Genomic DNA, 25,769 nt, shown 5'->3' with positions numbered 1-25,769 from the left:
TTTCCGCTGCGCATGCCCGCGCTTGCGCTTCGGGACGTCCACCACCGCTTCCCGCCCGTGGGCGGCAGGCGCCCCGTGGAGGCCCTGCGCGGCGTTGCCATGACGCTCGAACCCGGCGAGCGCGCGGCGCTTGCGGGCCCCTCGGGCTGCGGAAAGTCCACGCTGCTGGCCGTGGCGGGTCTCCTTCTCGTCCCCTCCGCGGGCGAGGTTCTCCTCGACGGCAAGCCCGCGACGGGTCTGCCGCGCGACGAGCGCGATCGCCGGCGGCTGCACGGCGTCGGCCTCGTCTTCCAGCGCTTCCACCTCCACCCCGCGCTCACCGCCCGCGAGAACGTGGCGCTGCCGGCGCTCGAAGCGGGCCTCGCCGCGCCCTCGGCGGCCGCCCGCGCCGACGAGCTCCTCTCGCACGTGGGGCTTGCCGACCGGGCGCACCACCGCCCGGGCGAGCTCTCCGGCGGCGAGCAGCAGCGCGTGGCCGTGGCGCGCGCGCTCGTGAACCGGCCCGCGCTTCTTCTGGCCGACGAGCCCACGGGCGAGCTCGACGCGGAAGCGGCCGCGCTCGTGCGGGAGGCCATCGACCACGTCTGGCGCGAGCGCCGCTTCGCCATGCTCGTGGCCACCCACGACGCCTCGCTTGCCGCGTGGGCGGGGCGCACGCTGCCCATGCAGGACGGGAGGATCCTCGCGTGAACGTGCGGATCGCGGGCTGCGGGCACACGCGCTTTGGCCGCCTGCGCGAGGGCTTCCTCGACCTTGCCCGCGCGGCCGGTCGGGAGGCGTTGGACGATGCGGGCGTCCAAGCCGTGGACCGGGTCTACGTGTCCGCCCAAGCGCCCGAGGCGTTTGCCGGCGTCGCCAACGCGGCCGTGGCCGTCGCCACGGAGCTTGGCCTTGCCGGCGTGGCCGCCACGCGCGTCGAGACGGCTCCCTCCTCCGGCCTTTCCGCCGTGGAAGCGGCCTGCCACGCGATCGCGGCGGGCCAGGCGCAAACGGCGCTCGTCGTCGGCGCGGAGAAGATGACCACGCTTCCCACGCCAAGAGCGTCCGCCGTCCTTGCCGCCATGATCCACCCCTCCGAGCGGCGCTACGGCCTCACGATGCCGGCGCTTGCCGCGCTCACCACGCGCGCCTGGATGCACGCGCGCGGCCTCTCGCGGGAGGACCTCGCGGCCGCGCCCGTGAAGGCGCACGCGCACGGCGCGCGGAACCCGCTTGCGCAGTTTCGCCGGCGCGTCTTGGTCGAGGACGTTCTCGCAAGCCCGCTCGTGGCCGATCCCGTTCGCGTGCTCGACTGCGCGAGCATGGCCGACGGAGCGGCCGCCGTCGTGCTCTCGGCGCGCCGCGGGGAGACGCGCGTGGCAGGCCTTGGTCACGCCACGGACGACCTCTCGCTGGCCGGTCGAACCGACCCCGATGCGCTCGTCTCCTTTCGCGCCACGCGCGCGGCCGCCGCGCGGTGCGCGCGCTCCGCGCGCAAGAGCGTCCGCGACGTCGACGTCGTGGAGATGCACGACGCCTTTGCCGTGCTCGAGTTCCAGAACCTCGTCGATCTCGGCCTCGTGCCCCGCTCGCGGGTCCGCCGCGCGGTGCTTTCCGGCGACACGTCGCTTGGAGGTTCGCTCCCCGTGAATCCCGGCGGCGGCATCAAGGCGCGGGGCCACCCCGTCGGCGCAACGGGCGTGGCGCAAGTGGTGGAGATCCACCGACAGCTGCGCGGCGACGCGGGCCGCCGGCAGGTCGACGGCGCGCGGCGCGGTCTCGTTCACAACATCGGAGGCTACGGCAACAACGTGCTCGTGTCCCTTTTGGAGGCGGCATGACGGTCGCGATCGGGCGTTGCGCAAGCGGCCACGCTTTCGCTCCGCCGCGAAAGTCCTGCGGCGCGTGCGGCAAGCCGTTGCGCAAGCGGCGCGTGCCCGCTTCCGGCGTCGTGCTGTCTTGGACGCGCGTGGACGTGCCGCCGGAGGGGTTCCGGCCGGGCGCGCGCGTGGCCGTCGTTCGCCTCGATGCGGGCCCCTCGCTTCTGGCAAGAGCGCGCCGGGCCATCGACGTGGGCGGGCGCGTGGCGGTGCGGGAGACGCCCGAGGGCTACGAGATTTAGGACCCTAAAAGCGGGCGGGGTCGCGAAGGTAGGCGATGTGCGCGAGCGCGACCTCGCAGCTTTCGCGCACCTCGACGGCGGCGTCGGTCCGGCCGATCTCGCGCAGGACCGAAAGCACCTCGTCCGTCCCGATGGCGCCAAGCGCCTCGCACGCCTCGTGCCGGACCATGGGGTTTGCGTCGAAGCGCGCGGCTTGCACCAAGAAAGGGATGGCGGCTTCGCGCTGCATCTGGCCAAGCACGTACGCGCACTCGTGGCGAAGGAGCGCGCTTGCGTCCCGGACCATTCCCGCGCCAAGCGCGACGGCCGCCTCGTCCGTCCCGAGGTTGCGAAGCGCGAAGATCGCCTGGAAGCGGTCGAACATGGGACGCGAAACGTCGAGAAGCCTGTCGCGCAGGGCGCGGACGTCGGTCTCGGGCGCCGCGGGCGCGGGATCGACGGTTCCGGCGGCGCTCACGGGCGGTCGGGGGGCGCGAAGGTCCTCGGCGGCGCGCGACATGACGGGGCAATTTCGCCAAGGACTATTTCAATGCCGCGCCCGTCCCGCTCGCGGGCGTCGGGCGGGTGCGTCCCCGCGGAACCTTTTTCCTCCGAAGGCGCGCTGCCCGCGCGATGCTTGCCATCGGCGTCCTGGCCTCCGGCAGCGGCTCGAACCTCCAGGCCATCCTGGACGCCTGCGCCAAGGGACGCGTGCCTGGAAGGGTCGCGATGGTGCTTTCCGACAAGCGCGACGCCCACGCGCTCGATCGGGCGCGCCGGGCGGGCGTGCCGTCCGCCTTCGTGGACCCCGCGGGCCGCTCGCGCGAGGAGCACGAAGGCGACATGATCGCGCGCCTGGACGCGGCGAGCGTGGGCCTCGTGTGCCTGGCGGGCTACATGCGCATCCTCACGCCCGTCTTCGTGCGTCATTATGCCGGGCGCCTTCTCAACGTTCACCCGTCGCTCCTCCCCGCCTTTCCGGGCGCGCGCGCCCATCGGGACGTCCTCCTCGGCGGCGCGAAGGTGTCCGGCTGCACGATCCACTTCGTGGAGGAGGCCGTCGACGCCGGGCCCATCGTGGCGCAGGCCGTCGTACCGGTGCTCGCCGACGACACGGAGGAAACGCTCGCCCGCCGCGTGATCGCGCAGGAGCACCGACTCTACCCGCAGGTCGTCCGGTGGTTCGCGCAGGGGCGCCTCGAGGTTCGCGGGCGCCAGGTGCGCGTGAAGGATGCGCCTTCCTCCCCCGGATCCACGCTGTGCTCGCCGCCGGTGGAACCGTGAACATCGGCGAGGCTCGCGCGCTCCTGGAGTCGCTGTCGGCGTGGCGCGCCAACTTTCGGCTCGACGCGATTGAGATCCTCCTGTCGGAGCTTGGCCATCCCGACCGGGCGTATCCCATCGTGCACGTCGGCGGCACGAACGGCAAGGGAAGCGTGTGCGCGTTCCTGGACGCGACGCTTCGGGCCTCCGGCCGCAGGACCGGCCTGTACACGTCTCCTCATCTCGTGGATTTCTCCGAGCGCATCCAGGTCGACGGCGCGCCCATCGCGCCGGCGGTCTTCGCCGGGCGCATGGAGGCGATCCTTCCCGCGTTCGAAGCCGCCCGCTCGCGCGTGGGCGAGGTGACCTACTTCGAGCTTCTCACGGCGCTTGCCCTCCACCATTTCCGGGAGGAGCGCGTGGAGGCGGCCGTCGTGGAGGTGGGAATCGGCGGCCGACTGGACGCGACGAACGCGATCGCGCGCCCGGCCGCGACGGTGATCACGAACGTGACCCTCGAGCACACGGACGTGCTTGGACCCGACGTGCCGTCCATCGCGCGCGAGAAGGCCGGCATTCTCAAACCCGGAGTCCCGCTTGCGACCGCCGCGCGCGGGTACGCCCTCGCCGTGCTCGCCGACGCCGCGCGTGGCGTGGGCGCGCCCGTGCGGCACGTGGACGAGCTTGCGCTTCGGCCGGAAGGGGGCACGCTCGACGGGCAGCGCTTCACGGCGCGGTGGGGCGGAAAGCGCCGCCTCTTCTCCACGCGCCTTCTGGGCGACCACCAGGTCGAGAACGCCGGCCTTGCCATGCTCGCGCTCGAAGGCGCACGATCCGCGCTTCCCGTGGACGGCGAGGCTCTGGCCGCAGGACTCGCGCGCGCCCGGTGGCCCGGACGGCTCGACGTCTGCGATCGGGACCCGCTCACGCTCCTGGACGGCGCGCACAATCCGGACGCGGCGGCGCGCCTGGGCGCGTTCCTCGATCGTTACGAGCTTTCGCCCGCGGTGCTTGTCCTTGGCATCCTCAAGGACAAGGACGTGGACTCCGTGCTCGAACGCCTCGTGCCGCGCGGCAGCCGCCTCGTCGCCTCGACCGCCCCCGGCCCGCGTGGCCTTCCGGCGGCGGAGCTTGCCGCCCGGACGCGCGGCCGCATCGCGACGGACGTGGTGGAGGACCCGCGGCTTGCGCTCGACCAAGCGCGCCGTCTTGCCCGCTCGGACGGCGGCACCGTCGTGGCCACCGGGTCCCTGTACTTCGTGGGCGCCATCCTCGCGTCGCTGCGCGACCGGCCCCTTGGCGACCGACGACTAGATATCGCCGCTTCGCGTCCGGAACGGCGATGATCTGGCGCGTGGGCTCCACGGCCTTCGACCTGTCGCGACGCGCGCTCGTCCTGGGCGTCGTCAACGTCACGCCCGATTCCTTCTCCGACGGAGGTCGGTACGCAAGCGCGGAGGACGCCGTCCGGCTGGGCCGCCGGCTCGTGGCCGAGGGCGCCGACCTCCTCGACGTCGGCGGCGAGTCGACGAGGCCAGGCGCCAAGCCCGTTTCCCGCGAAGAAGAGTGGAGCCGCATCGCGCCCGTCCTCGAGGGCCTGCGCGACGCGGGCGTGCCGCTTTCCGTGGACACCCGAAAGGCCGACGTAGCGCAGCGGGCGCTTGCGGCGGGCGCCTCGATCGTAAACGACGTGTCGGGCCTCGCGGACCCGGGCATGGCCGGCGTCGTGGCCAAGCATCGGGCCGCGCTCGTGCTCATGCACCTGCAGGGGACGCCCCAAACCATGCAGGAGGACCCGCGGTACGGGGACGTCGTGGCCGAGGTGGCGTCCTTCCTTCGCTCGCGCGCCGACGCCGCCGTCGCCGCGGGCGTGCGCCGCGAGGCGATCGCGCTCGACCCGGGCTTTGGCTTTGGCAAGACGACCGAGCACAACCTTGCGCTTGCGCGGGGCCTCCCGGAGCTTGCCGGCCTCGGACGACCGCTTGTCGTGGGGTTCTCCCGGAAGTCGATGCTCGGGTTCCTCACGGGACGCGACGTGCACGAGCGCGTGCACGCCGGCGTCGCGGCCGCCGCGCTTGCGATCGAGCGCGGAGCCCGCGTGGTCCGAACGCACGACGTCGCGGCGGCCGTGGACGCTCGCAAGGTCGCCGAGGCGTTCCTCGCCGAGCGCGGCGGCCGGGAGCCCTCCCTCGACCGCATCAGCGTGCGCGGCATGCGCTTCCACGCGAAGGTCGGCCACCTACCGGAAGAGCGGAAGCTTGGCCACGACGTCTCGGTCGACGTGGACCTCTACGCCGACCTGCGGCGGCCCGGGCGCTCGGATCGGCTGGAGGACGCGCCCGACTACGCCGAGGTGTTCCGCCGTGCGCGCGCCGCCGCGCAGGAGCGCGAGTACGTGCTGCTCGAGGCGCTCGCCGAGCGCATCGCCGATTCGATCTCCGACCTGCCGGCCTCGCGCGTCGTCGTGCGCGTGCGCAAGCCCCACCCTCCTTTTGGAGGACCCGCCGACCATTCCGAGGTCGAAATCCGTCGGCCCTAGGACGGCGAACCCTTTAAGACGGGAAAGGGATTCGGCGACGATGTCGAATCGGCCCCGCGCCGGCTTCCTTCTCGCCGCGCCGCTTCTGTTCCTCGTGCTGGCCGGCTGCGCCGGCCCAACGGCGCCAGGTCCGGGCCTTCCGGGATCGTCCCTCCCGCCGGCCCTGCTCGTCGATCGATCGCACGCAGGCACGCTCCAGCTCTACGTGCACGCCAAGCACGCCGTCGTGCGGTACGATTGGATCAACGTGAGCCTCGAGAACGAGACCGTGCGCGCGCATCGCCAAGCCTACGCCCTCGATGCCGTTCTCGAAACCTCGGCCGGGCACGTCGAAGTGACCGTGGACGACGGCACGCTCTCCTGGAGCTTCGCCGCGTACCTTCGCCTGAACGAGACGGCCTCGCCTCGGCTCCTCGAAACGCGCCTTTTCAACGGCACCGCCTACGGGGAGTGGCGCAACCTGACGCTTCCCCACGAGCGCCTGCTCCAGCGGGGGGACGAGCCGTGAGCCTTCCCAAGGCGTACCTCGCGCTCCTTGCGCTCGTGGGCCTGGCCTTTGCCGCCGTCGCGCTCACCGCGACGGGCGTCGTGACGGTCGAGAGCGTCTTCCTGCTCCTCCTCAACTACGTCTTCCAGGTGTTCGCCGTCACCGTGCTCGCGGCGCTGGGCGGTGTCTTCGTGGGCATGCTGCTTGCCCACCGCATCCTCTCCACGCGCGGCTTCTCGGCCTTCGAGCGCGAGCTTCTCGAGACGCTCGGCGACGTACGCGAGCGGCTCGACGACATGAAGCGGCACGACCAGGCGCTCGCGAAGCGAATCGAGATCCTGGAGCGGCAGGTGCGCTAGCGTGGTCCATTGGGCCGACGTGCTCGCCCGCGACGTCGCGGACGAAAGCGCGGGACCCCACGTGCTGGCGACGGCCATCACGCCCTCGGGGCCCATCCACGTGGGCAACATGCGCGAGGTGCTCACGACCGACGCGGTCCACCGCGCGCTCTTGGACCGCGGCGCGCGCTCCGAGCTTCTGTACATCGGCGACACGTACGATCCCCTCCGAAAGGTGTACCCCTTCCTCGACAAGGGGACGTACGAGGAGCACGTGGGAAAGCCGCTCTCGGAGATTCCGTGCCCGGGCCCGGACGGAAAGCCCGCCCGCTGCCATCCGAGCTACGCGCACCACTTCCTCGAGCCCTTCCTCCAAGCGCTTTCGGAGCTTGGCGTGCGGCCGCGCGTGATGCTCGCCCACGAGATGTACGAGCGCGGCGACTACGTCGAGGCGACCCTGCGCGCCCTCGAACGGACGACCGCGATCCGCGACATCCTCGTGCGAGTCGCCAAGCGCGAGGGCAAGATCCCGGAGAGCTACCTTCCCTTCAACGTGCAATGCGAGCGCTGCCGGCGCCTCAACGGCCCCGTGCCTCTCCTCTACGAGACGCCGTACGTCGAGTACGCGTGCAAGGCGTGCGGCCACGAGGGCCGCAAGGACGTCCGCCAAGGCGGCGGCGGCAAGCTGCCCTGGCGCGTCGACTGGCCCGCGCGCTGGTGGTTCCTAGGCGTCACCTTCGAGGCCATGGGAAAGGACCACGCGGCCGCCGGGTCGAGCTGGGACACGGGCGTGGAGATCGTTCGCGACGTGTACGGACGCCAGCCGCCGGCGCGCACGGTCTACGAGTTCATCCAGCTCAAAGGCGTAGGCGCCATGCACAGCAGCACCGGCACGGCGGTCGCGGCCACGGACATGCTCAAGATGACGCCGCCCGAGGTGCTGCGCTTCCTCCTCATGCGCCCCCACCCGTCCAAGCACATCGACTTCGACCCGGGCGACGGCGTCGCCACGCTCGTGGACGAATACGACGCGTGGGACCGCGCCAAGTTCGGCAAGGACGACCGGCGGCCCGACATGGAGGATCTCGACCGCGTGATCGAGCTCTCCGAACCGGAGCATCCCATGACGCGCGACCACACGCACCCGGCCATCTCCTGGCAGAACCTCGCCATCCTCTGGCAGGCCAACCGGCACACGCGCGATCCCCTCGCGCAGATCCGCCGCGTGCTCCAGGAGCGGCAGGGCGTGCGCCTGGACGCGCGGGACGAGGCGTGGCTGCAAAGCCGCGTGCGGCACGTCGCGTACTGGCTCTCCGCCTTTGCGCCCGACAAGTGGAAGTTCACGCTGCACGGGGACTGGTCGCCGGCGCTTGCTCGCGGCTTGGACGAATCGGACCGGCGCCTCGCCGCGACGCTTGCCCAAGCGCTCTCCGCCGTCGCGTGGGAGCCGCAGGCCGTCCACGACGCCGTCTACGCGGCCGCCGAGAAGGCCGGTCTTCCGGGGAAGAAAGGTTTCGAGGTCGTGTACAAGGCGTTCCTCGGGCAGCCGCGAGGACCGCGCGCCGGCTATTTCTTGGCGAGCCTAGAGCGGGATTTCGTCGCGCGCCGGCTGCAGGATGCGGCCGCCGGCTAGGCCGATGTATACGTAAGTATACGTCTGTATACATTCGTATGCGCGCGTTCTCGGCTAGGATTCGCGAAGGCGCGTAACGTGCTCGCGATACGTCGCCGCGACCTCGCGCCCGCAGCTTGCGCAGCGGTAGCGGACCTCGACGTGGCGAAGGTCGGGCTCGACGTGGAATCCGGCAAGGTGGAGCTTCGCGTCCGGGCATCCGCACGTGGGCAGGCTAGCGCCCCCGCCTCTTGCCGCGCGGCGGAAGCTCGCCCGATCCGCCCGTCCCGCGCGCGGCGGTGCGAAGCTCGCGCTCGGCGCGCCGCGCCTCGTAGCGCGCCTTTCCCTCGGCGAAGCGGCGCTTCTCCTCGGGCGTCTGCGGGACGACGGCCGGGATGGGGGTGGGCTTGCCGAACTGGTTCAACGCGACGAACGTGAAGTACGCGGAGGAGGTGTGCCACCGCTCGCCCGTGAGCGGGTCCTCGCTCTCGACCTTGACGCCCACCTCCATGGAGGTCTTGCCGGTGAAGTTCACGCTCGACTTCAGGATGATGAAGTGGCCGATCTTGACCGGGTGGCGGAAGTCGAGCTTGTCGACCGAGACCGTCACGACGGGACGGCGGCAGTGGCGCAGCGCGGCCATGGCGCAGGCGATGTCCATGAGGTGCATGACGCGACCGCCAAGGAGGTACCCGAGCGGATTGGCCTCGCCGGGGAGCACCTGCTCGGTAAGCTCGCTCTTGCTTGCGGAGACGGGCTTGGGCGCGAGGCGGTCCATGGCGGGCGCGCAATGGAGGGCCGCGGGCTTAAAGCACGCGTTTGCGCGCTAGGCGACGACGAGCGTGATCGTGCGGCTCGCGACGATCCAGTTTCCGTCGTACCAAACGGCCATGACCTCGACGGAGCCGGAGAGGCCGGTGAGGTCCACCGTGCGGTTGAACGCGGCGCCGCCGTTTCCGTTGACGGCCTGGACGGCCTTGACGACGCCGTTTGCGAGCACGACGACGCGCTCGTCGTAGCCGGCGATCGGGCATCCATCGGACGTGACGGGGACGCCAAAGGCGGTGTTGGAGCAGGCGTCGGAGGCGTTGGCGACGCCGTCGCCGTCCTGGTCGGTGGGCGAAAGCGCCTTGGGAAGCACGTCGGCGACGAGCTCGTAGCGCACGCCAAAGAGCGGGTCGTTCACCTGGTAGGGATCGACGCGGATCGCAAGCGTGCCCGCCGGAACGTTCGGGAGGACGACGCGCTCGGAGGTCGTGAAGCCCTGCGTGGAGCTCTTGGCGGCCGCGCCCGTCACGTAGAGGTCGAGGTCGTCCAGCGCGCCGAGGTTCCCAAACCAGCGCAGGTCGATCGTGACCTCGCTTGGCTCGGCGACGGGAAGCGTGAAGGTGCGTCCCGTGTTGGTTCGGACGCCAAAGGACGAGTGCTGAGGGAAGAACGTGTTGGGCGGGATTCCGGAATCCTGGAGGCTCACCGTGGTCGCGACGCGACCGTGGGGGTGGCCGGAGGCGCCGTTTCCGAGCACCGAGCCGTCGGGGGCGCCCGGACCGCTCACGTTGTAGCGAACGGTTCCGGCAAGCTCGATCGGTCCGGCGGCGACGGTGGCGCCGTCGACGTGGCTTGCGATCGCGATGCGCGGGGGCGCGCGCTGGACGCCGCCTGACGGCGTGAAGCTGCCCGTCCCGCCGATCTGCTGCAGGCGCTCGGCGGGCTGCGGGCAATCCTTCGCAAGACCCGTGGGCGAGGCGTAGTAGTGGTCGGCGGGGTGCTGGATCTGGAACTGGCCGCCGGGCCCGTCCTCATGGTTGGCGACAAGCGGGCGGGGGAGCAGGAAGCGGCTCATGCGCAGAGCGAACGCCTCGACGTCGAGCGTGGAGACGCACTTGTTGAAGGCCTGGTTGGCGTAGGCCATGATGTCGGCGGACGGGACGGCGTTTGCCTTGTGGTCGAGCGCGTCGCCGACGTGGCCCACGCTCAGGCAGTGCCCGACCTCGTGCGCGACGAGGTCGTAGAGGCCGAAGAAGTCGATCGTGCCCGGCACCGGGTCGATCGCGCCGTTCACGGCGTAGCAGGTCGTGCCGCCGCCGGGGCATTCCTCGACGTACGTGCCGCCGTGCCCTTGGTGGTGGCTGTCGAAGCCGGGCAGGGCCTGCCACGCTTCGAGGGAGGCGAGCGGGTTTGCGCCGCGGCAGGGGGCGCGGAAGCCAAGAGGGTCGATTCCGATGCCCGCTCCGCCGGCGGGGTTGGTGACGACGACCACGATCTCGGGATCCCACAGGGGATCGGTGGTGAGCGTCTCGTCGTCGACGAAGATGTTGAACTCGACGGCAAGCAGCCAATCGAGGCCCATCTGCGGGGCGAGGTAATGGATGCCGTCGCGCCACATCTCGATGGCCTGGCGCATGGTGCGAAGGTCGCGCTCGGGGTACGTCGTGGCGGGCGGGACGAGGAGGACGTCGAGGATGGGCGTGTCGAGGTGGTTGAGGTTCGTCCGCATGTGGTAGCAGCCGTCGGTGAAGCGCGGCGTCGAACCGGTGAAGCTCGTGTTGCATCCGGCTGGGACGTGTCCCAAGCCGAAGTGGACGCCCATGCCCGGCTTCGTCTCGCCCAGCGGGACGTAGGGCACCACGAGCACCATCACGAACAACACCGCCAACGCGCGCTTGGTCGAGAGCATGCGAACGCCTCCCGTCGGCTCACCCCGGCCGAACGGGGCCGCCGAGCCGCTGGGGGCTTCATAAGGTTTCTCGGCAGATCGGCTTCGATGCCTACGGTCGGGCGCGGCGAAGCTCGAGCCAATCGTCCCCCACGCGGAACACCAGGCGCTTGCGGACGCCGTGGGCCAGGCGCACGGGCCCGGAGACCTCCGGCCAGGGGCGGCTTGCGCCTTCCGTGAGCGCGTGGACGAGGAACGGCGCGTGGTCGGTCGCCGGGTCCCCGCGGTACACGCGGAAATGTGTGCCGAACTTGAACCCCGTCTTGGGTACAAGGCCGGCTTTGCGAAGCGCGTCGTAAGCACGGTAACGTAGCGGGAAATCGGATTGAGACTTCTCGGCGAGCGCTCGCAGACCCTCGGCGGAGAGGGCTCTTCCGGTCACCGCGTCGCGCACGGCAAGTCCACGACCGGCCAGCCAGGCGGCCTCCACGAGCGACAGCCAGCGCACGGGACCCACGGCGTTGCCAAACGCGCCGCGCGCCAAGGCCTCCTGGGCGGCAGAGTCCCACACGCCCACCCGCCCGGCCGCGAGGACCCCCTCGGAACCGGCCGGAAGCTCGACCCCGGCGCCAGGGGCCTTCCCCGCAAGCTCGGCGAGGCCCGCCTCGTAGTAGGTGAGATCGCCCTCTTCGTCGGCCACGGCGAGCAGGACCTTGCGCAAGCGTCGCGCCGCCTCGCGGCACGCCTCCAGCACCTCAAGCGTCTCGAAGGTGCCTCGTTCCTCGATGGCAAACACGACGTGCGTGGGAGCGGTGCGCCCGGGGAAGCCCCCGCGGGGATGCAGGTGGAACTCGCGCCCGTCGCGCGCGGCCGCCGCGACGTAGCCGCGCTTGCGGAGGTCGCGGTAGACGAGGTAGCGCGTCTCGAATTCGGGCACAAGCCGCGAGGCGATCTCAAAGAGTTCCGGAAGCGCGCGGCGCGCGCCTCCGTCCTGAACGGACAGCCGGCCTTCCTCGGCCAGGAACGCGGCCTCGAGGAGCGACAGGTCGACGCCTCCGCCCGAGCGGGGAACGCCGAAGGCGCCTTTGTTGTAGAGGCTTGCCCCCTGCGCCTCGTCGGCGACGAGGACCCGGTTTCCCCGGAGCTCCCCCCGTGCGGCGGGAGCCTTCGCGCTCACTTGGCCCTCTCCGCCGCGCGCAGGACGGATTCGAAGAGCGCGCGGCCGTCGCCGGGGCCCGCCGGGTCGCGCCCGCGCGTCCAGTCGGAATGCTGCCAGCCGAAGAACGCTCGCTCGGGGTGGGGCATCATGCCGAACACGTTGCCGGCCGGGTTCGTGAGCGCGGCGACGCCGTCGGGCGTCCCGCTTGGATTCCAGGGGTACTTGCCGGGCTTGCCCTTGTCGTCGACGTAGCGGAACACGACCTGGCCGTTCTCCCGAAGCTTGCGCCGCATGGCCGCGTCGCGCGACGAAGGGAACAGGAGCTTGCCCTCGGCGTGCGCGCTTGGGATCGAGAGGACCTTGCCGCGCCGAAGCTCCGACGTGAAGCGGCAGCGGCTCCCCTCGTACCGAAGAAGCGTCGGTCGGCATTCGTACTTCGCGCTGTCGTTGATGTGGAGCACGGCTTCGGGCGAATCGGCGATGGGGCCCGAAAGTCCGGGCAGCGCCCCGAGCTCGACGAGGATCTGGAAGCCGTTGCAGAAGCCGCCCACGGGCTTGCCGGAGCCGATGAACTGCTCGAGGTCCTTGCGAAGCGCCGACTTCAGCCGCGCGGCGAAGATGGCGCCGGCGCGCACGTAGTCGCCCGCCGAGAACCCGCCGGGGAGCATGAGGACGTCGTAGTCCGCAAGGCGCCGACGGTCCTCGACGCGCACGCGGTCGCCCGCAAGCTGGTTGAGATGCACGATCTCGGCCTGCGCGCCCAGGTGGCGGTAGACGGCCGCCGTCTCCTCCTCGCAATTGCTGCCTTCGATCTGCAGCACGGCGACCTTGATCTCCGAGCGCTTCATCCGATCACCATCCGCGGGATCGCCGTGGACCAGATCTCGCGCGCCTTGGCCACGGGAATCTTCGCGAGCGTCCGGCGTCCCGCCGTCGCGACGACGGCCTTTCCACCCACGCGCCCGAGGCGGTGCACGGGCGCCTTGCCCTTGAAGTGCGCTTCGAGCTTGCGCGGCGCGTCCGTCTCGATCACCCAGCGCGTGTTGGATTCGCTGAAGAGCTCGACGTCGGGCCGAAGCGTTCCGGGTAGCGCGATCTTCCCGCCAAGGTCGCCACCCATGGCCATCTCCGAAACGCAGGCGAGGAGGCCGCCGGTCGAGACGTCGTGGCAGGCGCGCACGAGCCCCTTCTCGATCGCCGACACGACCGCGTCCGCGGCGCGCTTGGAGGCGGGCCAGGCCACGCGCGGGACGGTCCCGCCGCTGCCCCCGGCCACGCGGTAGTACTCGCTGCCGCCCATCTCCGCCTTCGTCTCGCCGACGAGGAAGAGCGTGTTCCCCGTCTCCTTCAGGTCGGTCGTGGCGACGTGGCGCACGTCCTTCACGATGCCGACGGCCAGGATGGCGGGCGAGGGGGGAACGCTTCCGAGGTGGCTTTCGTTGTACAGGGAGACGTTGCCGCTGGCAAAGGGGATCGAGAGGCCGCGGGCGGCGTCGCCCAGCGCGCGGGCCGACTCCTCGATCTCCCACATGCGCTCGGGGCGCTCGGGGTTGCCGAAGTTGAGGCTGTCGGTGAGGGAGTCCAGGCGCGCGCCGACGCTTGCGAGGTTTCGCAGCGACTCCTCCACGGCGCAGGCCGTCCCCCAGTAGGGGTCGAGCTCGGTGACGTACGGGTTCACGTCCGTCGTGACGGCAAGGCCCCGCCAGCTCTCGTCCAGGGGCTTCATCACGGTCGCGTCGCCCGGGCCGTAGCGGCCCACGCGCCCTTGCAAGGGCTTCACGGCCGTGCGCCCGCGCACCTCGTGGTCGTATTGGCGGATGACGAGCTCCTTCGACGCGACGTTGGGCGACGCGAGGATGCGCTCGAGCGTCTTCGTGTAGTCCTTCGCCTCGGGGGGAGCCTCGTCGACCGTGGCGATCCGACGCGGGGACTTGGGACGCTCGTAGACGGGGCCTTCGTAGATGAACGGCAGGTCCATGTCGAGCACAAGCGTGTCGCGCCAGAAGACCCGGATGCGCTCCTCGCGCGTCGCCTTCCCGATGACGGTCGCCTCGACGTCCCACTTGGCCGCGATGGCGAGGACCTCGTCGAGGTTCGCGTCCGAGACGGCAAGCATCATGCGTTCCTGGCTCTCGGATACCCAGATCTCCCACGGCGCCATGCCGGGCTCCTTCGTGGAGACGCGGTCGAGCCGGATCTCGCAGCCAAGCCCTGCGGCAAGGGCCATCTCGCCCGCGACGCACGACAGGCCGCCGCCGCCCAGGTCCTTCATGCCGTGGAGAAGCCCGCGGCGCGCCGCCTCGAGGCAAACGTGGATGACCGGCTCCTTCGTGATGGGATCGCCAAGCTGCACGGCGCTTCGGCTCTCCTCCTCGCTCGTTTCGGAGAGGTCCGCGCTCGCGAAGGTCACTCCGTGGATGCCGTCGCGCCCCGTCCGGCCGCCCACGAGGACGTAGTTGTCCCCGGGCTGCTTCACCGAGGAGTGGACGAGGTGCTCGCGCCGGCCGATGCCCACGCAGCCCACGTTCACGATCACGTTGGCCGTGTAGCCGGGGTGGAAGACGATCTGCCCCGCGACCGTGGGAATCCCGATGCGGTTTCCGTAGTCGCGGATGCCGGAGACGACGCCGGAGAAGAGGTAGCGCGGGTGCTTGACGCCGCGGGGCAGCGCGTCGGCGGGAAGGTCAAGCGGGCCGAAGAAGAGGGGATCGACGAGCGCGATGGGCTGGGTTCCCATGCAAAGGATGTCGCGGACGATGCCGCCCACGCCCGTGGCCGCGCCGCCGTACGGCTCAATGGCCGACGGATGGTTGTGGCTCTCCATCTTGACGGCGTACACGTGCTCGTCGTCGAAGGGAAGAACACCCGCATCCTCGCGACAGAGGATGCGGTCCTCGCAGATGCCGTACACGTGCCGCCGCAGGACCGGCTTCGAGGACTTGTAGCAGCAATGCTCGCTCCACGCCTGCCCGAGCGCCTGCAGCTCGACGTCCGTGGGCTCGCGGCCGACCTTGCGGTAGTAGGCCTGGATCTCGAGCATCTCCTCGACCGAGAGGCCAAGCCCGGCCTTGGCGGAGAGCTCCTCCAGATCCTTTGCGCTTGCCGCGCCGATGTGGATGCGCGCCACGGGCGGCTCGGTGCGCAGGAGACTCGTCTGGACCATCCCTAGCGCACCTTCTCGACCGTGATCGTGTACTCGTGGATGACCGGGTTGGCCAGAAGCCGCCGCGCGATCTCGTCGCCTTGCCTTCGGGCGTCCTCCTCCGACCGGGCGGCAAGCTCGACCGCATACAGGCGCTCGGCCGCGACACCGCGCACGTCCCGGAATCCGAGGAGCTCAAGCGCCTTGTGGGTGCTCTTGCCCTCGGGGTCGGTGACCCCCTTTTTCAAGGCAACACGGATCCCGGCTCGGAACGTGGGCGTCATCGGCGGGTAAGAACCTAGGCCGATTTATAAAGCCAGCGCCGGCTCGCGAGCGCCAGAAACGCAAACGCCGCGGCCGTGAGCCCGGGCGAGGGCCACGGGACGACTGCGCGGGAATCGTTGGGCGCGGTCCTGTCGCCGCTGGGCGGCGGGCCGGACGGGCGCGCAAGGTCGCGTTCGTCCGCCGGCGCCGTGGCGTGCAGACCCTGACCGTGCGAATGCTGCCGACGCAACGAGGCGTCCACGCTTGCCTCGGATCCCGCCCGATCGTGGGCTGCCGTTTCCTGGCAGGACAGCGTCTCGATCTCGACGCCGGTCTCCACCTCGCCAAGTTCCACGAGCCAAACGGGAGCCTCGTCGTCCCAGAGCAGAAGCCGGGCGACCGGTCGGCCGTCCTCGATCGCCGGACGAAGCGCGCGCTCCTCCTGGCGGTCTTCCGTCTCCACGCGCACGACGACTTCGTCGTCGACGAGCAGGACCACCTCGAAATCGCCTTCGCAAGACGCCCCGTCGATCCCCAGCACGGCAAAGGCGCTTGCCGACGGCAGGAAGGCAACCACAAGAAGCGCGGCCAAAGGCAATCGCACAAGCTCACCGTGCCATCGGCGCTACCACGCGGATGCGCAGTTCGTGCGCTCCGGCGGCGATCCCGCGCAAGGTCGGCTCGACGACCAGTCGAACGTCGGCGTGCGGCTGCAAGGTTCCCGGCAGCGCGATCACGGCGCGCCCGTTCACGAGGCTCCACGATTCGTTCGTCCCGGCCACTCGGACCGCGCCATTGGCGGAAACGTTTCCGACGCGAACGTCCACGTGCAGCCGAGGCAGATCGACGTTCCCGAGGTTTTGGACAAGGAGCGTCCAGTTGGCGGTACCGGCCGCGCTGGCCCGCGCCGGCCCCTCTTCGATCCGGGCGGCCAGCCGCAGGACGGGGCCCACCTCAAACGGGCGCAAGGCCGTCGCGCGGCGGCCCGAAGCGTCGACCGCCTCGGCCTCAAGCTGGTACCGTCCATGACGCGCCAGGGCCGGGACCTCGAATCGCACGGAACCTCTCGTGGCATCGTGCGTGAGGTTCCAGCCGGTCGGCGTCCCGTCGGGCGCAAGGATCCGCGCTCGGGGGGAATCGTGCAGGTCGCCGTTGGGATCGGAGGCGTTCACGACCGCCTCGAAGTGGCGGGGCGCCACGGGCCACACGCCCCGGTCCAGGTTCCGTGCGGGCGCCACCTCCACGCGCGGCGGCGCATCCAGGATGGAGAGGGCGGCTTGCGCGCGGTTGAGCACCGTTCCGTCGGACGACTCGACGAGCACGCCGCCGGGCCCAAAGGCGGACACGCGGACGAGGGCGGGCCCGGCGCGAAGCGGTGCGGGGAGCGCGACGGAGAGCGAAGCGTTCGACGCGTTCACCGTCCACGCGACGAGCTCGCTTCCCGTCTTCGCGTCGAGGAGCTCGACGGCCAAGGACTGCGCGGTCGAAAGATCGCCATCCACGGACAGGGCGATCGTTTGACCCGGTTCGGCGCCGGCGGGCAGGCGCACGGCCTTCAGCCGGGGCACGGGCAGGAGCTCGAAGGTCGCCGATCCGACGAGGGTACCGTCCACGTAGGCGGACGCCCGGTAGAAGCCGGCCCGCGCGGCGGCGGGCACGTGGACGGCAAAGGGCAGATCGAGCAGGCCCAATCCGTCCGCGACGCGGTAGCCCGCCGCCCGGTGCGTTCGATCGGAGAGCGTCCAGTTGCCCCACACCGAGGATCGCAAGGCTTGCTCAACCGCAAGCTCGAAGGGCTCGGAGGCCAACCGCGAGCCGGACCAGAGCTTGACCTCGAGCTTGGCAAACGGCGCGGCCGACTCGGGGTCCAGCGGGCCACTCCCGAAGTTCCGGCTGGCGACGGAGACGAACCCCCGCAGGGCCGCCGCGCGATCCGGAACGAGCGTCGTCGTATCGAGCGAAAGCTGCCCGGCGGGTTTCGAGGGCACGATCGAAAAGGTTCTGTCCACGGACGCGGAGCCCGCCCGCATCCGCAGGACGTAGCTTCCCTCGCGCAGGGGCGAGCGTTCGTAGCGGTGCTCCAGCGCGACGTCGGCGGAGGCTGGGTCGACCGGGATGCGCTCATGCTCGACGAGCAGGCCTTCACGAAACACCTCCACCGTGACGTGGTCGATGCCAAGCGACGGCGAGCCACGCACCCGAGCCCGCGTCACGACGGCCGAGCCCGCCGTCTTGTTCTTGGGCCGGTTCACGTCGTCGTTTGTGAGGACGATCTCGACGTGCGGCTCCTCGACGGTCACTTGCGCGCGGGCCTCCGCGTGGCCTTCCTCGGTTCGCGGCACGTGGACGTCGCGCTTGTGGACCGTGCGCTCGCCGCCCGAGAGGATCTCCGCGAGCAGCCGGTAGTCCCCCGGCCCGTCGAGGGCCGCAAGCCAAGCCTCGACGGATCGCCCGGCCGGCCCGGCTGGAACCTCGTGGCGGACTTCGTCGGCTTCGCCCGTCGCGTTGGCGACAAGCCGCGCCAGGAGGGCGGCCGGCCCGGGGTCGGCAAGCCGGACGACCACGCGAACCCGAAGCTCGGCGGCGTGGACGTCCACTTCCACCTCCGGGGACGAGCCTTGCGCCAGTCCCGGGAAGGAACCGGCAAGGACGATCGTGGCGACGGCAAGGGCCCGGGCGAAGGAAGTGCGTCCCATGCGCCGGGCAGCGCCAGCCCCGCTACTTGGCGGTTCTCCCGAGATCGCAGCGTGGGCGGACTAGCGCACGATGCCGGCGGCCCCGCACCCGGGGCACCGGTGCTTGAGGGGCCGCTCCCCCGTGTCGTCCACGCGGAAGACCGTGGCGCAGCCCTTGCAGCGCAAGCGCAAGGCCTTGACCGCCGGTGCGACCGAGCCCGCCGGGCGCGACGCGGCGCGCTCGGCCATGGACGAGGGCGCCTGCGGCGCAGGCGGCGGCGCGGCAAGCTCGTCCTCCTCGCGAAGGACGCCTTCGGCCCCGCAGCCAGGGCACGTGTGGTGGAGAGGCCGCGTGCCAAGGTCCCGAACGTCGAAGATGGTGCCGCAGTTGCCGCACTTGAGGGTGATCGTCTGCGCATACGACTCCCCGGCGGACGCCGGGAGCCCTCCGCCCAGGCCGGCCTCGGGCAGCGCGTGCGGCGTCGTGGCGAAGAGGACGATGAGGAAGGCCAAGAGCGCCAGCACGGCCACCGTGAAGGCGAGCAGCAGGAGCTGCGCCTGCGCGGGCATCACAAGGGCCGCCAGGAGCGAGGCGCCCAGGATGGCGATCACGCCGACGAGCACGCCGAGGCTTGCGCTGCGCCGCCGCTGCGCGGGCCAGGCGCGAAGGCCGGTCGGCGCGGCTTGGGCTTCCATCATGGCCGCCACCTCACGAAGGCGCCGTAGGCCGCAAGCGCCACGGTCGCGCTTGCGACGAACAGGAGCAGCAGGAGGTTGCCCAGGAGCGAGGGCGCGCCGTCCGCGACGCGGAAGGTGGCGACGCCGCGCACGGTCTGGACCTCGCCGCTTGCAAGCGTCACGACCGCGTCGACCGTGTGGGTGCCCTTCTGCCCGGGCGTGAAGATCACCGACCAGATTCCGTCGCCGGCCGTGGAGTCCCCGTTCGTGCCGTCGTCGTACAGGTCGATCGTCTGCTGCTGCCCGCCGCCCGTTACGATGGCTTGGACGGAGGTCGCGTTCACGCCGGAGCGCAGGCGTACGGTCAGGAGCACGGAGCCTCCCTCCGTGATCTCGGATTGATCCACCCCGGCCTGGTCGATCACGGGCGGCTCGTTGCTCACCCGAACGGTGACGTTCACGCTCACGAGATGCTGCCCGTCGCTTGCGGTGACGCCGATCACCCACACGCCGTTGGCCACGGCCGTCGTGTTCCAGGTCACGGATCGCAGCGCCGTGTTGTTGGCGATCGAGACGACGCCCCCGGGACCCTCGGCGACGACGAAGAACGTGAGCACGTCCTGGTCGGCGTCCGTGGCGTTCCAGGCGATCGTCGCGACGCCGGAAAGCGTGGCGTTGGCGGCCGGGCGCGCGAGGGCGAGGACCGGCGCCCGGTTCGTCGAATCGAATCGGAACGCCTGGCCGTTGTCGTCGCGCTTCTCGCTCGAGTTGCCGATGCAGTCCTCCGCCTCGAGGATAAAGTACAACGTCTCGTCCCGGTCGGGCAGCTGGCCGCTCCAGGCCGTGCCGGCCGCGGTCGCGCGCGTGAGCGGCACGATCGTGGGGAAGGGCCCGGTCGGGGCTTCGCCCACCCGCAAGCGCACCGCGCAGACGTCCGTGGACAGGACGTCCACCGTGACGGTCCTGCCCGCCGTCACGGCGTGCGAGCCGAACACGGGACCGGACGTCTTGAGCCGCAGCACGGCCGAGGACTGGGAGGCCGTCGGCGGCAGCGCCACGTTGCCCACGCCGTCCTCGGCCCGCAGGCACAGGAGATAATCGCCATCCGCGCGCTGGTTGGCCGGCAGCGCGGCGTCGAGCGTGAGGGTCCCGGTCGTCCCGGAGATGGCCGTGTACCCGGTGGCCCCGCACGTGGGCGACTGGCCGCCGGAGAAGGGAATCACCTTGTACTGCACGCTCGCGACGCCCGAGACGGGCGTCTGGGACGCGTTCTCCGCGGCGCCGATCCGGATGGGCGTGTGCAGGCCGACCGGACGGGCGGTGCCGACGGGCTCGCATCCCAGGCCGATCACCGCGCAGGCCGCCGAGAGCTCCGGCGGGCGGTGGTCCACGCGGAACTCGAAGTCCGCGGAGGACGAAAGGCCCGTGGCGTCCGTGGCCGTGACGTTCACGCGGACGAGCTGGTTGTGGAGGTTGCCCGACGGCGGGCCGAAGGCGTACGCCAGCCGCAGGCCGCCGGGGATCGTCGTCACCGCGGGCGTACGGACCTGGAAGCCCGATCCCGTGTCCACGCGCAAGACGATGCCCGAGCTCGACACGCTTGGGTGCAGGACATCGACCTCGATGACGGGGGTGGCGTTGCCGACGGAGCCGGGTCGGAAGTTCGTGAAGGACGGCGGCACGTTCGCGGCGACTTGGAACGACGACACGTTCCACGCGAGGCGCCCCTGCCCGTCGGAGGCCGAAACGTTGAGCACGTAGGAGCCGGCCTGCGAGGCGTTGAAGGTCAGGTTCAGCCAGAACGTGTCGCCGCTGCGGTTGGCGCCCACGTTGTAGACTTGGCTTGTTCCGTTCACCCGCGAGACCGTGAAGCGGACCGTCAAGAGGTCCAGGTTTCCGGGGATGTTGTCCCGCACAAACGCGCTGATGTTGATCGGCACGTCGTAGGCCACGATGCCCTGCGGGTAGCCGTGGAAGGTCAGGCTGCGGACCGTCGGCGGCGTCCCGTCGGTCACGTTGAAGCTCGCCGTCTGGGAGACGACCGACTGGTTCATCGCGTCCACCGCGAAGATCGTGTAGTTCCACCAACCCGTGAGGAACGCGTGCGTGACGCTCGTGTTGAGGACGCCGCAGGCGGGCCCGCCCATCCAGGCGCAGCGGTAGGTCCCGCTCTTGTTCGCAAAGGTGGAGGATGTCGACATGGTCGCATTGAAGTACGTCACGCCGCCCTTCGACAGGACGACGCCCACCCGGGCCACCTCGAAGTTGTCGAAGGCGTCGGCCTGGATCGCGATGCCCGCGTCCGGATCGAATTCGAACGATTGGCCGTTGGGCCCGAGGGAGGAGGCGACCACCGTCGGGTTCTCGGGATTCGGCTCCTCGATGCGGAAGGTCACGCGGTTGGTCGACTCGACCTGCTCGGAGAGGTTCGACGTCGCGTACACGTGGGCCGTGAAGACTCCCGTGCGGTTGAGCGGTCCCCACAGGTAGTAGTAGAGGCCCGAGGACCCAACCGGGATCATGTTGAAGGGGCCGATCGAGCCGCCCGGATAGGATACGTTCAGCTGGACCTTCGTGAGCGTCCGCGACCCGAAGATGCCCACTTGGGCGGTGAAGTTCACGACGTTCGTGCCGTTGTACGTCGCCGTGAGCGGGGTCGGCGAGACGTCCGACACCGTCAGGTTCGACTGGACCACCGACACGTTCACGGTGACCGTGTCAAACGACGTCGCCACGCGGGTTCCGATGATCGACGTGTTGAAGGTGAAGTTGGCAAACGAGCCCGCCGTCGCGTTCTCGGGCGCCCTGAACTCCCACACGACGTCCACGAACTGGCCCGGAATGAGACCGGTGACGTTCGAGAGGTTGCCGCCGGCGGACGTTCGCACGCTCCAGTTGCCGCCCGCCGTCTGGTTGACCAGGATGGCGTTGTGGATCCAGAAGTTGGTCGTTGCGGGACCCGACGGGGGCCAGCTGCCCGAGTTCTTCACCCGCAGCGTGACGGAGACCGTGCCGTCGGGAACGACGGTCCGCTGCACGGACTTCGAATCGAGCGATCCGAGGATGGTGAGGTTCGTGCGGTTGAGCGTCGTGACGTTCACGCTCACCGGGAACGTCGCCGTCCCGAAGCCCACGTACGTGCCTGCGCCCGTGGCGTTCTGCAGGCTGCGGGCGGTCACGTTGAAGTTGACGCGGTCCAAGGCGCGCATCTTGTCGGGGACGGTGATGTTGACGCCGATGCGGGCGCTGCCTCCCTTGGCGATCGTGACTTGGCCGTTGGGAACTGGCACGCCGTCGAGATCGAACTCGTGGACGAAGTCCGACGTCAAAAGGTCCGTGCGCCGGCTGAAGAGCGTGCCGTTGCCGCGGCCAAAGTCGAGGAGAAGCTGCACGTTGTCGGGACCGTTGCCGCCGTTGGCGAGTTGCCCGTTGAACTGCCACTTCACCATCTGGTTGCCAAGGATAGGATCGGACTGCGTTTGCGTGACCTGGCTGGGCGGCCCTCGCGGCGTGTTCCCGGCCCACGAGAGACCCCCCGTGAACTCGGCGCTCACGTTCACCTGGAGGCGGTCGGTGACGAGGTCAAGCCAAGTGGCGTTCTCGATCGTCGCGTTGCGCGAGCGGGCCACGACGTCAAAGAGCAGGAAGTCGCCGCCGTCCAACGAAGCGTTGAGGGACACGCTCACGAAGAACATCAAGCGTCGCGCGTTCTCGTGCGTGGTGTCGTTGGTGCCCGAAGCCGAGGTCGTGACGTTGAGGCGGTGTGAGCCGGTTTGCGCGCCGGAGTCCGCCCGCAAGACCATGCTCGAAGAGGCCGGGAAGAAAGTAACGTTGCTGTGAACAGGCTGGGGCGGGTTATCCGCGGCCGCTAGGAAGCCAGCGTGCGTAATGTTCCATCGGCAAGTGTTGGGGTTGGCAATGCATCCGCCGGTCAGCCCAGACGGCAGCGTCGGCCGGCTCGCCGAGTAGTTGAACGTGAGATAGAAGCTGTCCGCCTCGCTGCCGTTGTTGTACAGGAAGACCGGGAAGGTCACGATCGTGCCGTTGGCGCCCGTCCGCACGATGGGCGTCGATCCCTGGATGTCGACGGACCAGCGGGGAATGTCGAAGTACTGCATCGTCGCGAGCGCGCCGCCCGCGTTTGCAAGCCAGTTGCCCGCCCCGTCGCTTGCGTTGATCGTGAAGTTGATGCGGGACCCCTGCTCGGTGGGCGGGATCGTGAGGTTGAACCAGAATTCGCTCGTCGTGTTCGTCGTCTTGTTGCGGCTGGACGTGACGTCCACAGAGTGCCAGAGCGCGCCGGTCGTATTGAAGAAGTCGAGACGGACGGGCGCGATCTGCTCGGCGTAGTCGTTCGAGAGGTTGAGGGAGACGTTGATCCAGTCGCCGCGGACGGCAAAGCGCGGCGCTCGGGGACCGATCACGGAGAAGCTTTGGAGCGTGGGAGCGTCCTCGTCGAGGATCTTGAAGGTGATCTCGGACGAGGTGTTCGAGTTGCGAAGGTGGCGGTCGAAGGCCACGAAGGAGACCTTGTAAGTGCCGGCCTCCAAATAGGTGGAGTTGTTCGCGTATGTTCCGTTGTTGGTCGGGTTGCAACCGAAACAAGTTGCAACACGCTGCTCGACCAAGGACCCGACAAGATTGAGGCTCGTGCGATTGGGCAACGTGACGAACGCGAACACGTTCGTGGCGTTGACTTCTACGTTGTCGCGCACGAACAAGGAGACGTTCACGGCTGTCCCTTTGGGGAGCGCGTTACGGACACTAGGGTCGTTACAGGAATAGGCGGGAGCTCCCGCGGACCAACACACGAGGGTTGGCACGCTCGTGATGGGGAACTCCGGCTTTGTTGTGTCGAGGTGGATGATGGGCAGCGCAAGCGTGCGGTCGGTGGACGAGCCACCGGTCGAATTGGCAAAGGCGACGAGCGTTTCGGTACCGACCGTGATGCCGGCATTGCGAGCAAACGTAAAGGAATGCGAGAATGTGGCAGGAACGTTAATCGTCGAGCTCGTGTTCGCGGTCACGCCCTGGCTGCTCACCACTTGGACGGTAACGGGCAGCGAGATCGTCGGATGCAGGTTCTTCGCGGTGACGCGAACGGTGTAGGCGGTTCCCTGCTCGGCTCCTCCGTAGTGGTTGTCCTTGACGTATCCCGGCGAGAGGATCGCGAACTCCTCGATGGCAAACACGTGCCGCGTCGTCGTCGTGGTCCCTGTCGCGTTGAAGATGCCAAGCCCGGGCGCCAAACGGTTCATACTGTGGTTGCCGACGACCGTCCACGTGTCCGTGGAGTCCTGGGTGAGCGGAGCGACGGAAGATACGTTCACCGTGAAGAGTGCAAAGCCCGCCCGGCGAAGCCGGGCTTCCTCGGACGAGGCGCGGAACGTGACTTGGTTCGCGTTGCTTGCCGCCGCGTCCACCGTCCAGCCCGTCGGCGGAATGCCTTCGTTGCCCGCGCCCGTCCGGAGCGTGTAGTCGGTCGTCGGACGGAAGACAAGCTCCGAAAGGTTCCCACTCTGGCCGCTTCCGATCGAGACGTTGAAGACGATCGGAAGGTTGCTCGCGTCGATGCGGACGTCGGGATTCACCGCGGCCACCGAGAAACCAACGTTCCGTCGGAAGGACGTGCCGTTGAACTGTACCGTGTCGTCGATGCTCACGTTCGTGACGTTGATCGTCCAGTTGTCGTGGAGGTCGTTGTTGAAGGCGGTCGCCGACGCGTTGATCGTGAACCCGAACGTCCCGGCGCCGTTGAAGACCGTCGCGTTGCGGAAGACGACCGCGCTCGAGGAGACCGACTGGACGATCCAATTCCCGCTCGTTTCGTTCGCGGAGTGGACCGTGTACCCCGACGGCGCGGTGAAGTTGACCCAACCGGTGCTTCCGCCCGCGTCGCTTGTCACTTGGAAGACCAAGGATTGGGCGCCGGAGCCAACCGACAGGTTCGACTCGTAGGGCTGTACGAGCGACGCCTCATGGGTTGCCGAGGCGGCAGGCGACAGCGCCACGAGCAGCAGAACGGTTCCGGCAAAGGCCGCGCCCGTCCACAGGATCGAGTGGAAATCGAGGTCCGAGCTCTTGGCGACGCGGCCGTGACTCATACCGGTTCAGGCCGCCGGACAGAATGCTACGTACTTAATGGTTCTGGAATGAGCCTCAAACGCCATTCATGATTATCATCGGCATCACAATTGTTATGACATGGAACGCAAATGTGCATCTATGAGCAAGTTCACCACAATTCCGCTCTTACCGGCGACTCGCGACAAGCTCAAGAGCCTCGGCCGTAAAGGCGAAACTTACGACCAGATTTTGAATCGCTTGATGGCGACGCCCACGCCTTTCGAGCTTGTCGAGGCACCGATCGAGGACGCCGCCACGACCCCCAGGCGGGGCAAGCCCCCCTGAATCCTCATTGCAGCGTGTGCATCTCGGTGAGAACGCGGGCGAACGCCGCAAGCTCCGGCGGGACCGGAACGCCGGCGATGGGGGCGTTGAGTGGGAGATTCGCCTCCTTCTTCCGTTTCCAGACCTCGCTGTTGAACGCGACGATCGGCTCGGTGGCCTTGAGCGCTTCGTCCGGAACGCCCTCGACCGGCCGCGGGAACCGCTGCGCGTGCGCGTCGCCTCCGTAGACGCCGTCCCAAACGGTGTCGGCGAACAACGGCGTGATCGGAGCAAGCAGCGCGAGCGCGGCCCGAACGCCTTGCGCCGTGGGACGCGTGGATCCTAGCGGAGCTCAACCGCACGATCGACGAGGCCCTGGCAGGGTACGCCGCGTACGACTTCTTCCGCGCAGCCAACGGCGTGCGCGGCTTCGTCTGGAACCTCTTTGCCCCGCACTATCTCGAGATGGTGAAGAAGCGGGCCTAC

Annotated in this window: 23 protein-coding genes; 11 read left to right on the top strand and 12 right to left on the bottom strand. The window is 69.6% G+C overall.

Going from position 1 to position 25,769, the window contains the following annotated elements; all coding sequences use genetic code 11:
• Nucleotides 1-12 precede the first annotated feature (12 nt).
• From VM681_02130 to VM681_02120, 3 genes are read left to right on the top strand one after another with little or no spacing between them, the layout of a single operon-like run.
• Nucleotides 13-690 (top strand): ABC transporter ATP-binding protein, encoded by a 678-nt coding sequence (locus VM681_02130; GenBank protein ID HVL86799.1) that lies wholly within the window; start codon nt 13-15, stop codon nt 688-690.
• Entirely contained in the window at nt 687-1,820 is a 1,134-nt protein-coding gene (locus tag VM681_02125; protein ID HVL86798.1) for a beta-ketoacyl synthase N-terminal-like domain-containing protein, read from the top strand. Before VM681_02130 ends, VM681_02125 begins: the two co-directional genes overlap by 4 nt.
• Complete coding sequence (locus VM681_02120) at nt 1,817-2,101, top strand: OB-fold domain-containing protein (GenBank protein HVL86797.1); 285 nt, start codon at nt 1,817-1,819, stop codon at nt 2,099-2,101. The genes VM681_02125 and VM681_02120 overlap by 4 nt, the downstream gene beginning before the upstream one ends.
• Before the next feature lie 4 nt (nt 2,102-2,105).
• Here the strand turns inward: VM681_02120 and VM681_02115 are convergent, their stop codons facing one another.
• On the bottom strand, nt 2,106-2,600 hold the full coding sequence (locus VM681_02115) for a HEAT repeat domain-containing protein (protein HVL86796.1): 495 nt from the start codon (nt 2,598-2,600) through the stop codon (nt 2,106-2,108).
• A gap of 113 nt (nt 2,601-2,713) precedes the next feature.
• Here VM681_02115 and purN point away from each other — a divergent pair, with 113 nt between their 5' ends.
• From purN to lysS, 6 genes are read left to right on the top strand one after another with little or no spacing between them, the layout of a single operon-like run.
• The gene (purN, locus tag VM681_02110; protein HVL86795.1) at nt 2,714-3,364 is read left to right on the top strand and encodes a phosphoribosylglycinamide formyltransferase; all 651 of its coding nucleotides are present in this window, start codon (nt 2,714-2,716) and stop codon (nt 3,362-3,364) included.
• Entirely contained in the window at nt 3,361-4,689 is a 1,329-nt protein-coding gene (locus tag VM681_02105) for a folylpolyglutamate synthase/dihydrofolate synthase family protein (GenBank protein HVL86794.1), read from the top strand. The genes purN and VM681_02105 overlap by 4 nt, the downstream gene beginning before the upstream one ends.
• On the top strand, nt 4,686-5,882 hold the full coding sequence (gene folP / locus VM681_02100; protein ID HVL86793.1) for a dihydropteroate synthase: 1,197 nt from the start codon (nt 4,686-4,688) through the stop codon (nt 5,880-5,882). The genes VM681_02105 and folP overlap by 4 nt, the downstream gene beginning before the upstream one ends.
• A 40-nt stretch (nt 5,883-5,922) precedes the next feature.
• The gene (locus tag VM681_02095) at nt 5,923-6,390 is read left to right on the top strand and encodes a hypothetical protein (protein ID HVL86792.1); all 468 of its coding nucleotides are present in this window, start codon (nt 5,923-5,925) and stop codon (nt 6,388-6,390) included.
• The gene (locus VM681_02090; GenBank protein ID HVL86791.1) at nt 6,387-6,728 is read left to right on the top strand and encodes a hypothetical protein; all 342 of its coding nucleotides are present in this window, start codon (nt 6,387-6,389) and stop codon (nt 6,726-6,728) included. Before VM681_02095 ends, VM681_02090 begins: the two co-directional genes overlap by 4 nt.
• A 1-nt stretch (nt 6,729) precedes the next feature.
• The gene (gene lysS / locus VM681_02085) at nt 6,730-8,340 is read left to right on the top strand and encodes a lysine--tRNA ligase (protein ID HVL86790.1); all 1,611 of its coding nucleotides are present in this window, start codon (nt 6,730-6,732) and stop codon (nt 8,338-8,340) included.
• Between the two features lie 214 nt (nt 8,341-8,554).
• Here the strand turns inward: lysS and VM681_02080 are convergent, their stop codons facing one another.
• The 10 genes from VM681_02080 to VM681_02035 form a co-directional block, all read right to left on the bottom strand.
• Entirely contained in the window at nt 8,555-9,097 is a 543-nt protein-coding gene (locus tag VM681_02080; protein ID HVL86789.1) for an acyl-CoA thioesterase, read from the bottom strand.
• A 48-nt stretch (nt 9,098-9,145) separates the two neighbouring features.
• Nucleotides 9,146-10,996 carry a hypothetical protein gene (locus tag VM681_02075; protein HVL86788.1) on the bottom strand — a complete coding sequence of 617 codons (1,851 nt, stop codon included), beginning with the start codon at nt 10,994-10,996 and terminating at the stop codon, nt 9,146-9,148.
• A gap of 91 nt (nt 10,997-11,087) precedes the next feature.
• Entirely contained in the window at nt 11,088-12,152 is a 1,065-nt protein-coding gene (endA, locus tag VM681_02070) for a tRNA-intron lyase (protein ID HVL86787.1), read from the bottom strand.
• Nucleotides 12,149-12,982: a phosphoribosylformylglycinamidine synthase subunit PurQ gene (gene purQ / locus VM681_02065; GenBank protein HVL86786.1), complete on the bottom strand. Its 834-nt coding sequence runs from the start codon at nt 12,980-12,982 to the stop codon at nt 12,149-12,151. Before purQ ends, endA begins: the two co-directional genes overlap by 4 nt.
• Complete coding sequence (purL, locus tag VM681_02060) at nt 12,979-15,297, bottom strand: phosphoribosylformylglycinamidine synthase subunit PurL (protein ID HVL86785.1); 2,319 nt, start codon at nt 15,295-15,297, stop codon at nt 12,979-12,981. Before purL ends, purQ begins: the two co-directional genes overlap by 4 nt.
• 2 nt (nt 15,298-15,299) lie before the next feature.
• A complete protein-coding gene (purS, locus tag VM681_02055) occupies nt 15,300-15,560 on the bottom strand; it encodes a phosphoribosylformylglycinamidine synthase subunit PurS (GenBank protein ID HVL86784.1) in 261 nt (86 codons plus the stop codon).
• 14 nt (nt 15,561-15,574) lie between these two features.
• Nucleotides 15,575-16,144 carry a hypothetical protein gene (locus VM681_02050; GenBank protein HVL86783.1) on the bottom strand — a complete coding sequence of 190 codons (570 nt, stop codon included), beginning with the start codon at nt 16,142-16,144 and terminating at the stop codon, nt 15,575-15,577.
• A gap of 4 nt (nt 16,145-16,148) precedes the next feature.
• On the bottom strand, nt 16,149-18,236 hold the full coding sequence (locus VM681_02045) for a hypothetical protein (protein ID HVL86782.1): 2,088 nt from the start codon (nt 18,234-18,236) through the stop codon (nt 16,149-16,151).
• A gap of 60 nt (nt 18,237-18,296) precedes the next feature.
• Entirely contained in the window at nt 18,297-18,914 is a 618-nt protein-coding gene (locus VM681_02040; protein ID HVL86781.1) for a zinc ribbon domain-containing protein, read from the bottom strand.
• Nucleotides 18,911-24,997, bottom strand: a complete 6,087-nt coding sequence (locus VM681_02035; protein HVL86780.1) for a choice-of-anchor X domain-containing protein — start codon at nt 24,995-24,997, stop codon at nt 18,911-18,913. Before VM681_02035 ends, VM681_02040 begins: the two co-directional genes overlap by 4 nt.
• A 121-nt stretch (nt 24,998-25,118) precedes the next feature.
• On the opposite strand from VM681_02035, the gene VM681_02030 reads away from it, so the two are divergent.
• Nucleotides 25,119-25,304, top strand: coding sequence for a hypothetical protein (locus tag VM681_02030; protein HVL86779.1), 186 nt, complete (start codon nt 25,119-25,121; stop codon nt 25,302-25,304).
• 4 nt (nt 25,305-25,308) lie between these two features.
• Here VM681_02030 and VM681_02025 read toward each other — a convergent pair whose 3' ends face one another.
• The gene (locus VM681_02025; GenBank protein HVL86778.1) at nt 25,309-25,560 is read right to left on the bottom strand and encodes a hypothetical protein; all 252 of its coding nucleotides are present in this window, start codon (nt 25,558-25,560) and stop codon (nt 25,309-25,311) included.
• A 62-nt stretch (nt 25,561-25,622) separates the two neighbouring features.
• On the opposite strand from VM681_02025, the gene VM681_02020 reads away from it, so the two are divergent.
• Nucleotides 25,623-25,769, top strand: a 147-nt coding sequence (locus VM681_02020; protein ID HVL86777.1) for a class I tRNA ligase family protein, incomplete at its 3' end; no start/stop codon positions are given.

Source organism: Candidatus Thermoplasmatota archaeon (genome assembly GCA_035541015.1).
GTDB lineage: Archaea > Thermoplasmatota > SW-10-69-26 > JACQPN01 > JAIVGT01 > DATLFM01.
This window is presented reverse-complemented; position numbering and strand designations above follow the sequence as displayed.

Coding starts and splice junctions, on each gene's coding strand:
- VM681_02035 (HVL86780.1), bottom strand. CDS start 24,997: ATGAGTCACGGCCGCGTCGCCAAGAGCTCGGACCTCGATTTCCACTCG.
- VM681_02130 (HVL86799.1), top strand. CDS start 13: ATGCCCGCGCTTGCGCTTCGGGACGTCCACCACCGCTTCCCGCCCGTG.
- VM681_02120 (HVL86797.1), top strand. CDS start 1,817: ATGACGGTCGCGATCGGGCGTTGCGCAAGCGGCCACGCTTTCGCTCCG.
- purQ (HVL86786.1), bottom strand. CDS start 12,982: ATGAAGCGCTCGGAGATCAAGGTCGCCGTGCTGCAGATCGAAGGCAGC.
- purL (HVL86785.1), bottom strand. CDS start 15,297: ATGGTCCAGACGAGTCTCCTGCGCACCGAGCCGCCCGTGGCGCGCATC.
- VM681_02045 (HVL86782.1), bottom strand. CDS start 18,236: ATGGGACGCACTTCCTTCGCCCGGGCCCTTGCCGTCGCCACGATCGTC.
- VM681_02075 (HVL86788.1), bottom strand. CDS start 10,996: ATGCTCTCGACCAAGCGCGCGTTGGCGGTGTTGTTCGTGATGGTGCTC.
- folP (HVL86793.1), top strand. CDS start 4,686: ATGATCTGGCGCGTGGGCTCCACGGCCTTCGACCTGTCGCGACGCGCG.
- VM681_02095 (HVL86792.1), top strand. CDS start 5,923: ATGTCGAATCGGCCCCGCGCCGGCTTCCTTCTCGCCGCGCCGCTTCTG.
- purS (HVL86784.1), bottom strand. CDS start 15,560: ATGACGCCCACGTTCCGAGCCGGGATCCGTGTTGCCTTGAAAAAGGGG.
- purN (HVL86795.1), top strand. CDS start 2,714: ATGCTTGCCATCGGCGTCCTGGCCTCCGGCAGCGGCTCGAACCTCCAG.
- VM681_02040 (HVL86781.1), bottom strand. CDS start 18,914: ATGATGGAAGCCCAAGCCGCGCCGACCGGCCTTCGCGCCTGGCCCGCG.
- VM681_02030 (HVL86779.1), top strand. CDS start 25,119: ATGAGCAAGTTCACCACAATTCCGCTCTTACCGGCGACTCGCGACAAG.
- VM681_02115 (HVL86796.1), bottom strand. CDS start 2,600: ATGTCGCGCGCCGCCGAGGACCTTCGCGCCCCCCGACCGCCCGTGAGC.
- VM681_02080 (HVL86789.1), bottom strand. CDS start 9,097: ATGGACCGCCTCGCGCCCAAGCCCGTCTCCGCAAGCAAGAGCGAGCTT.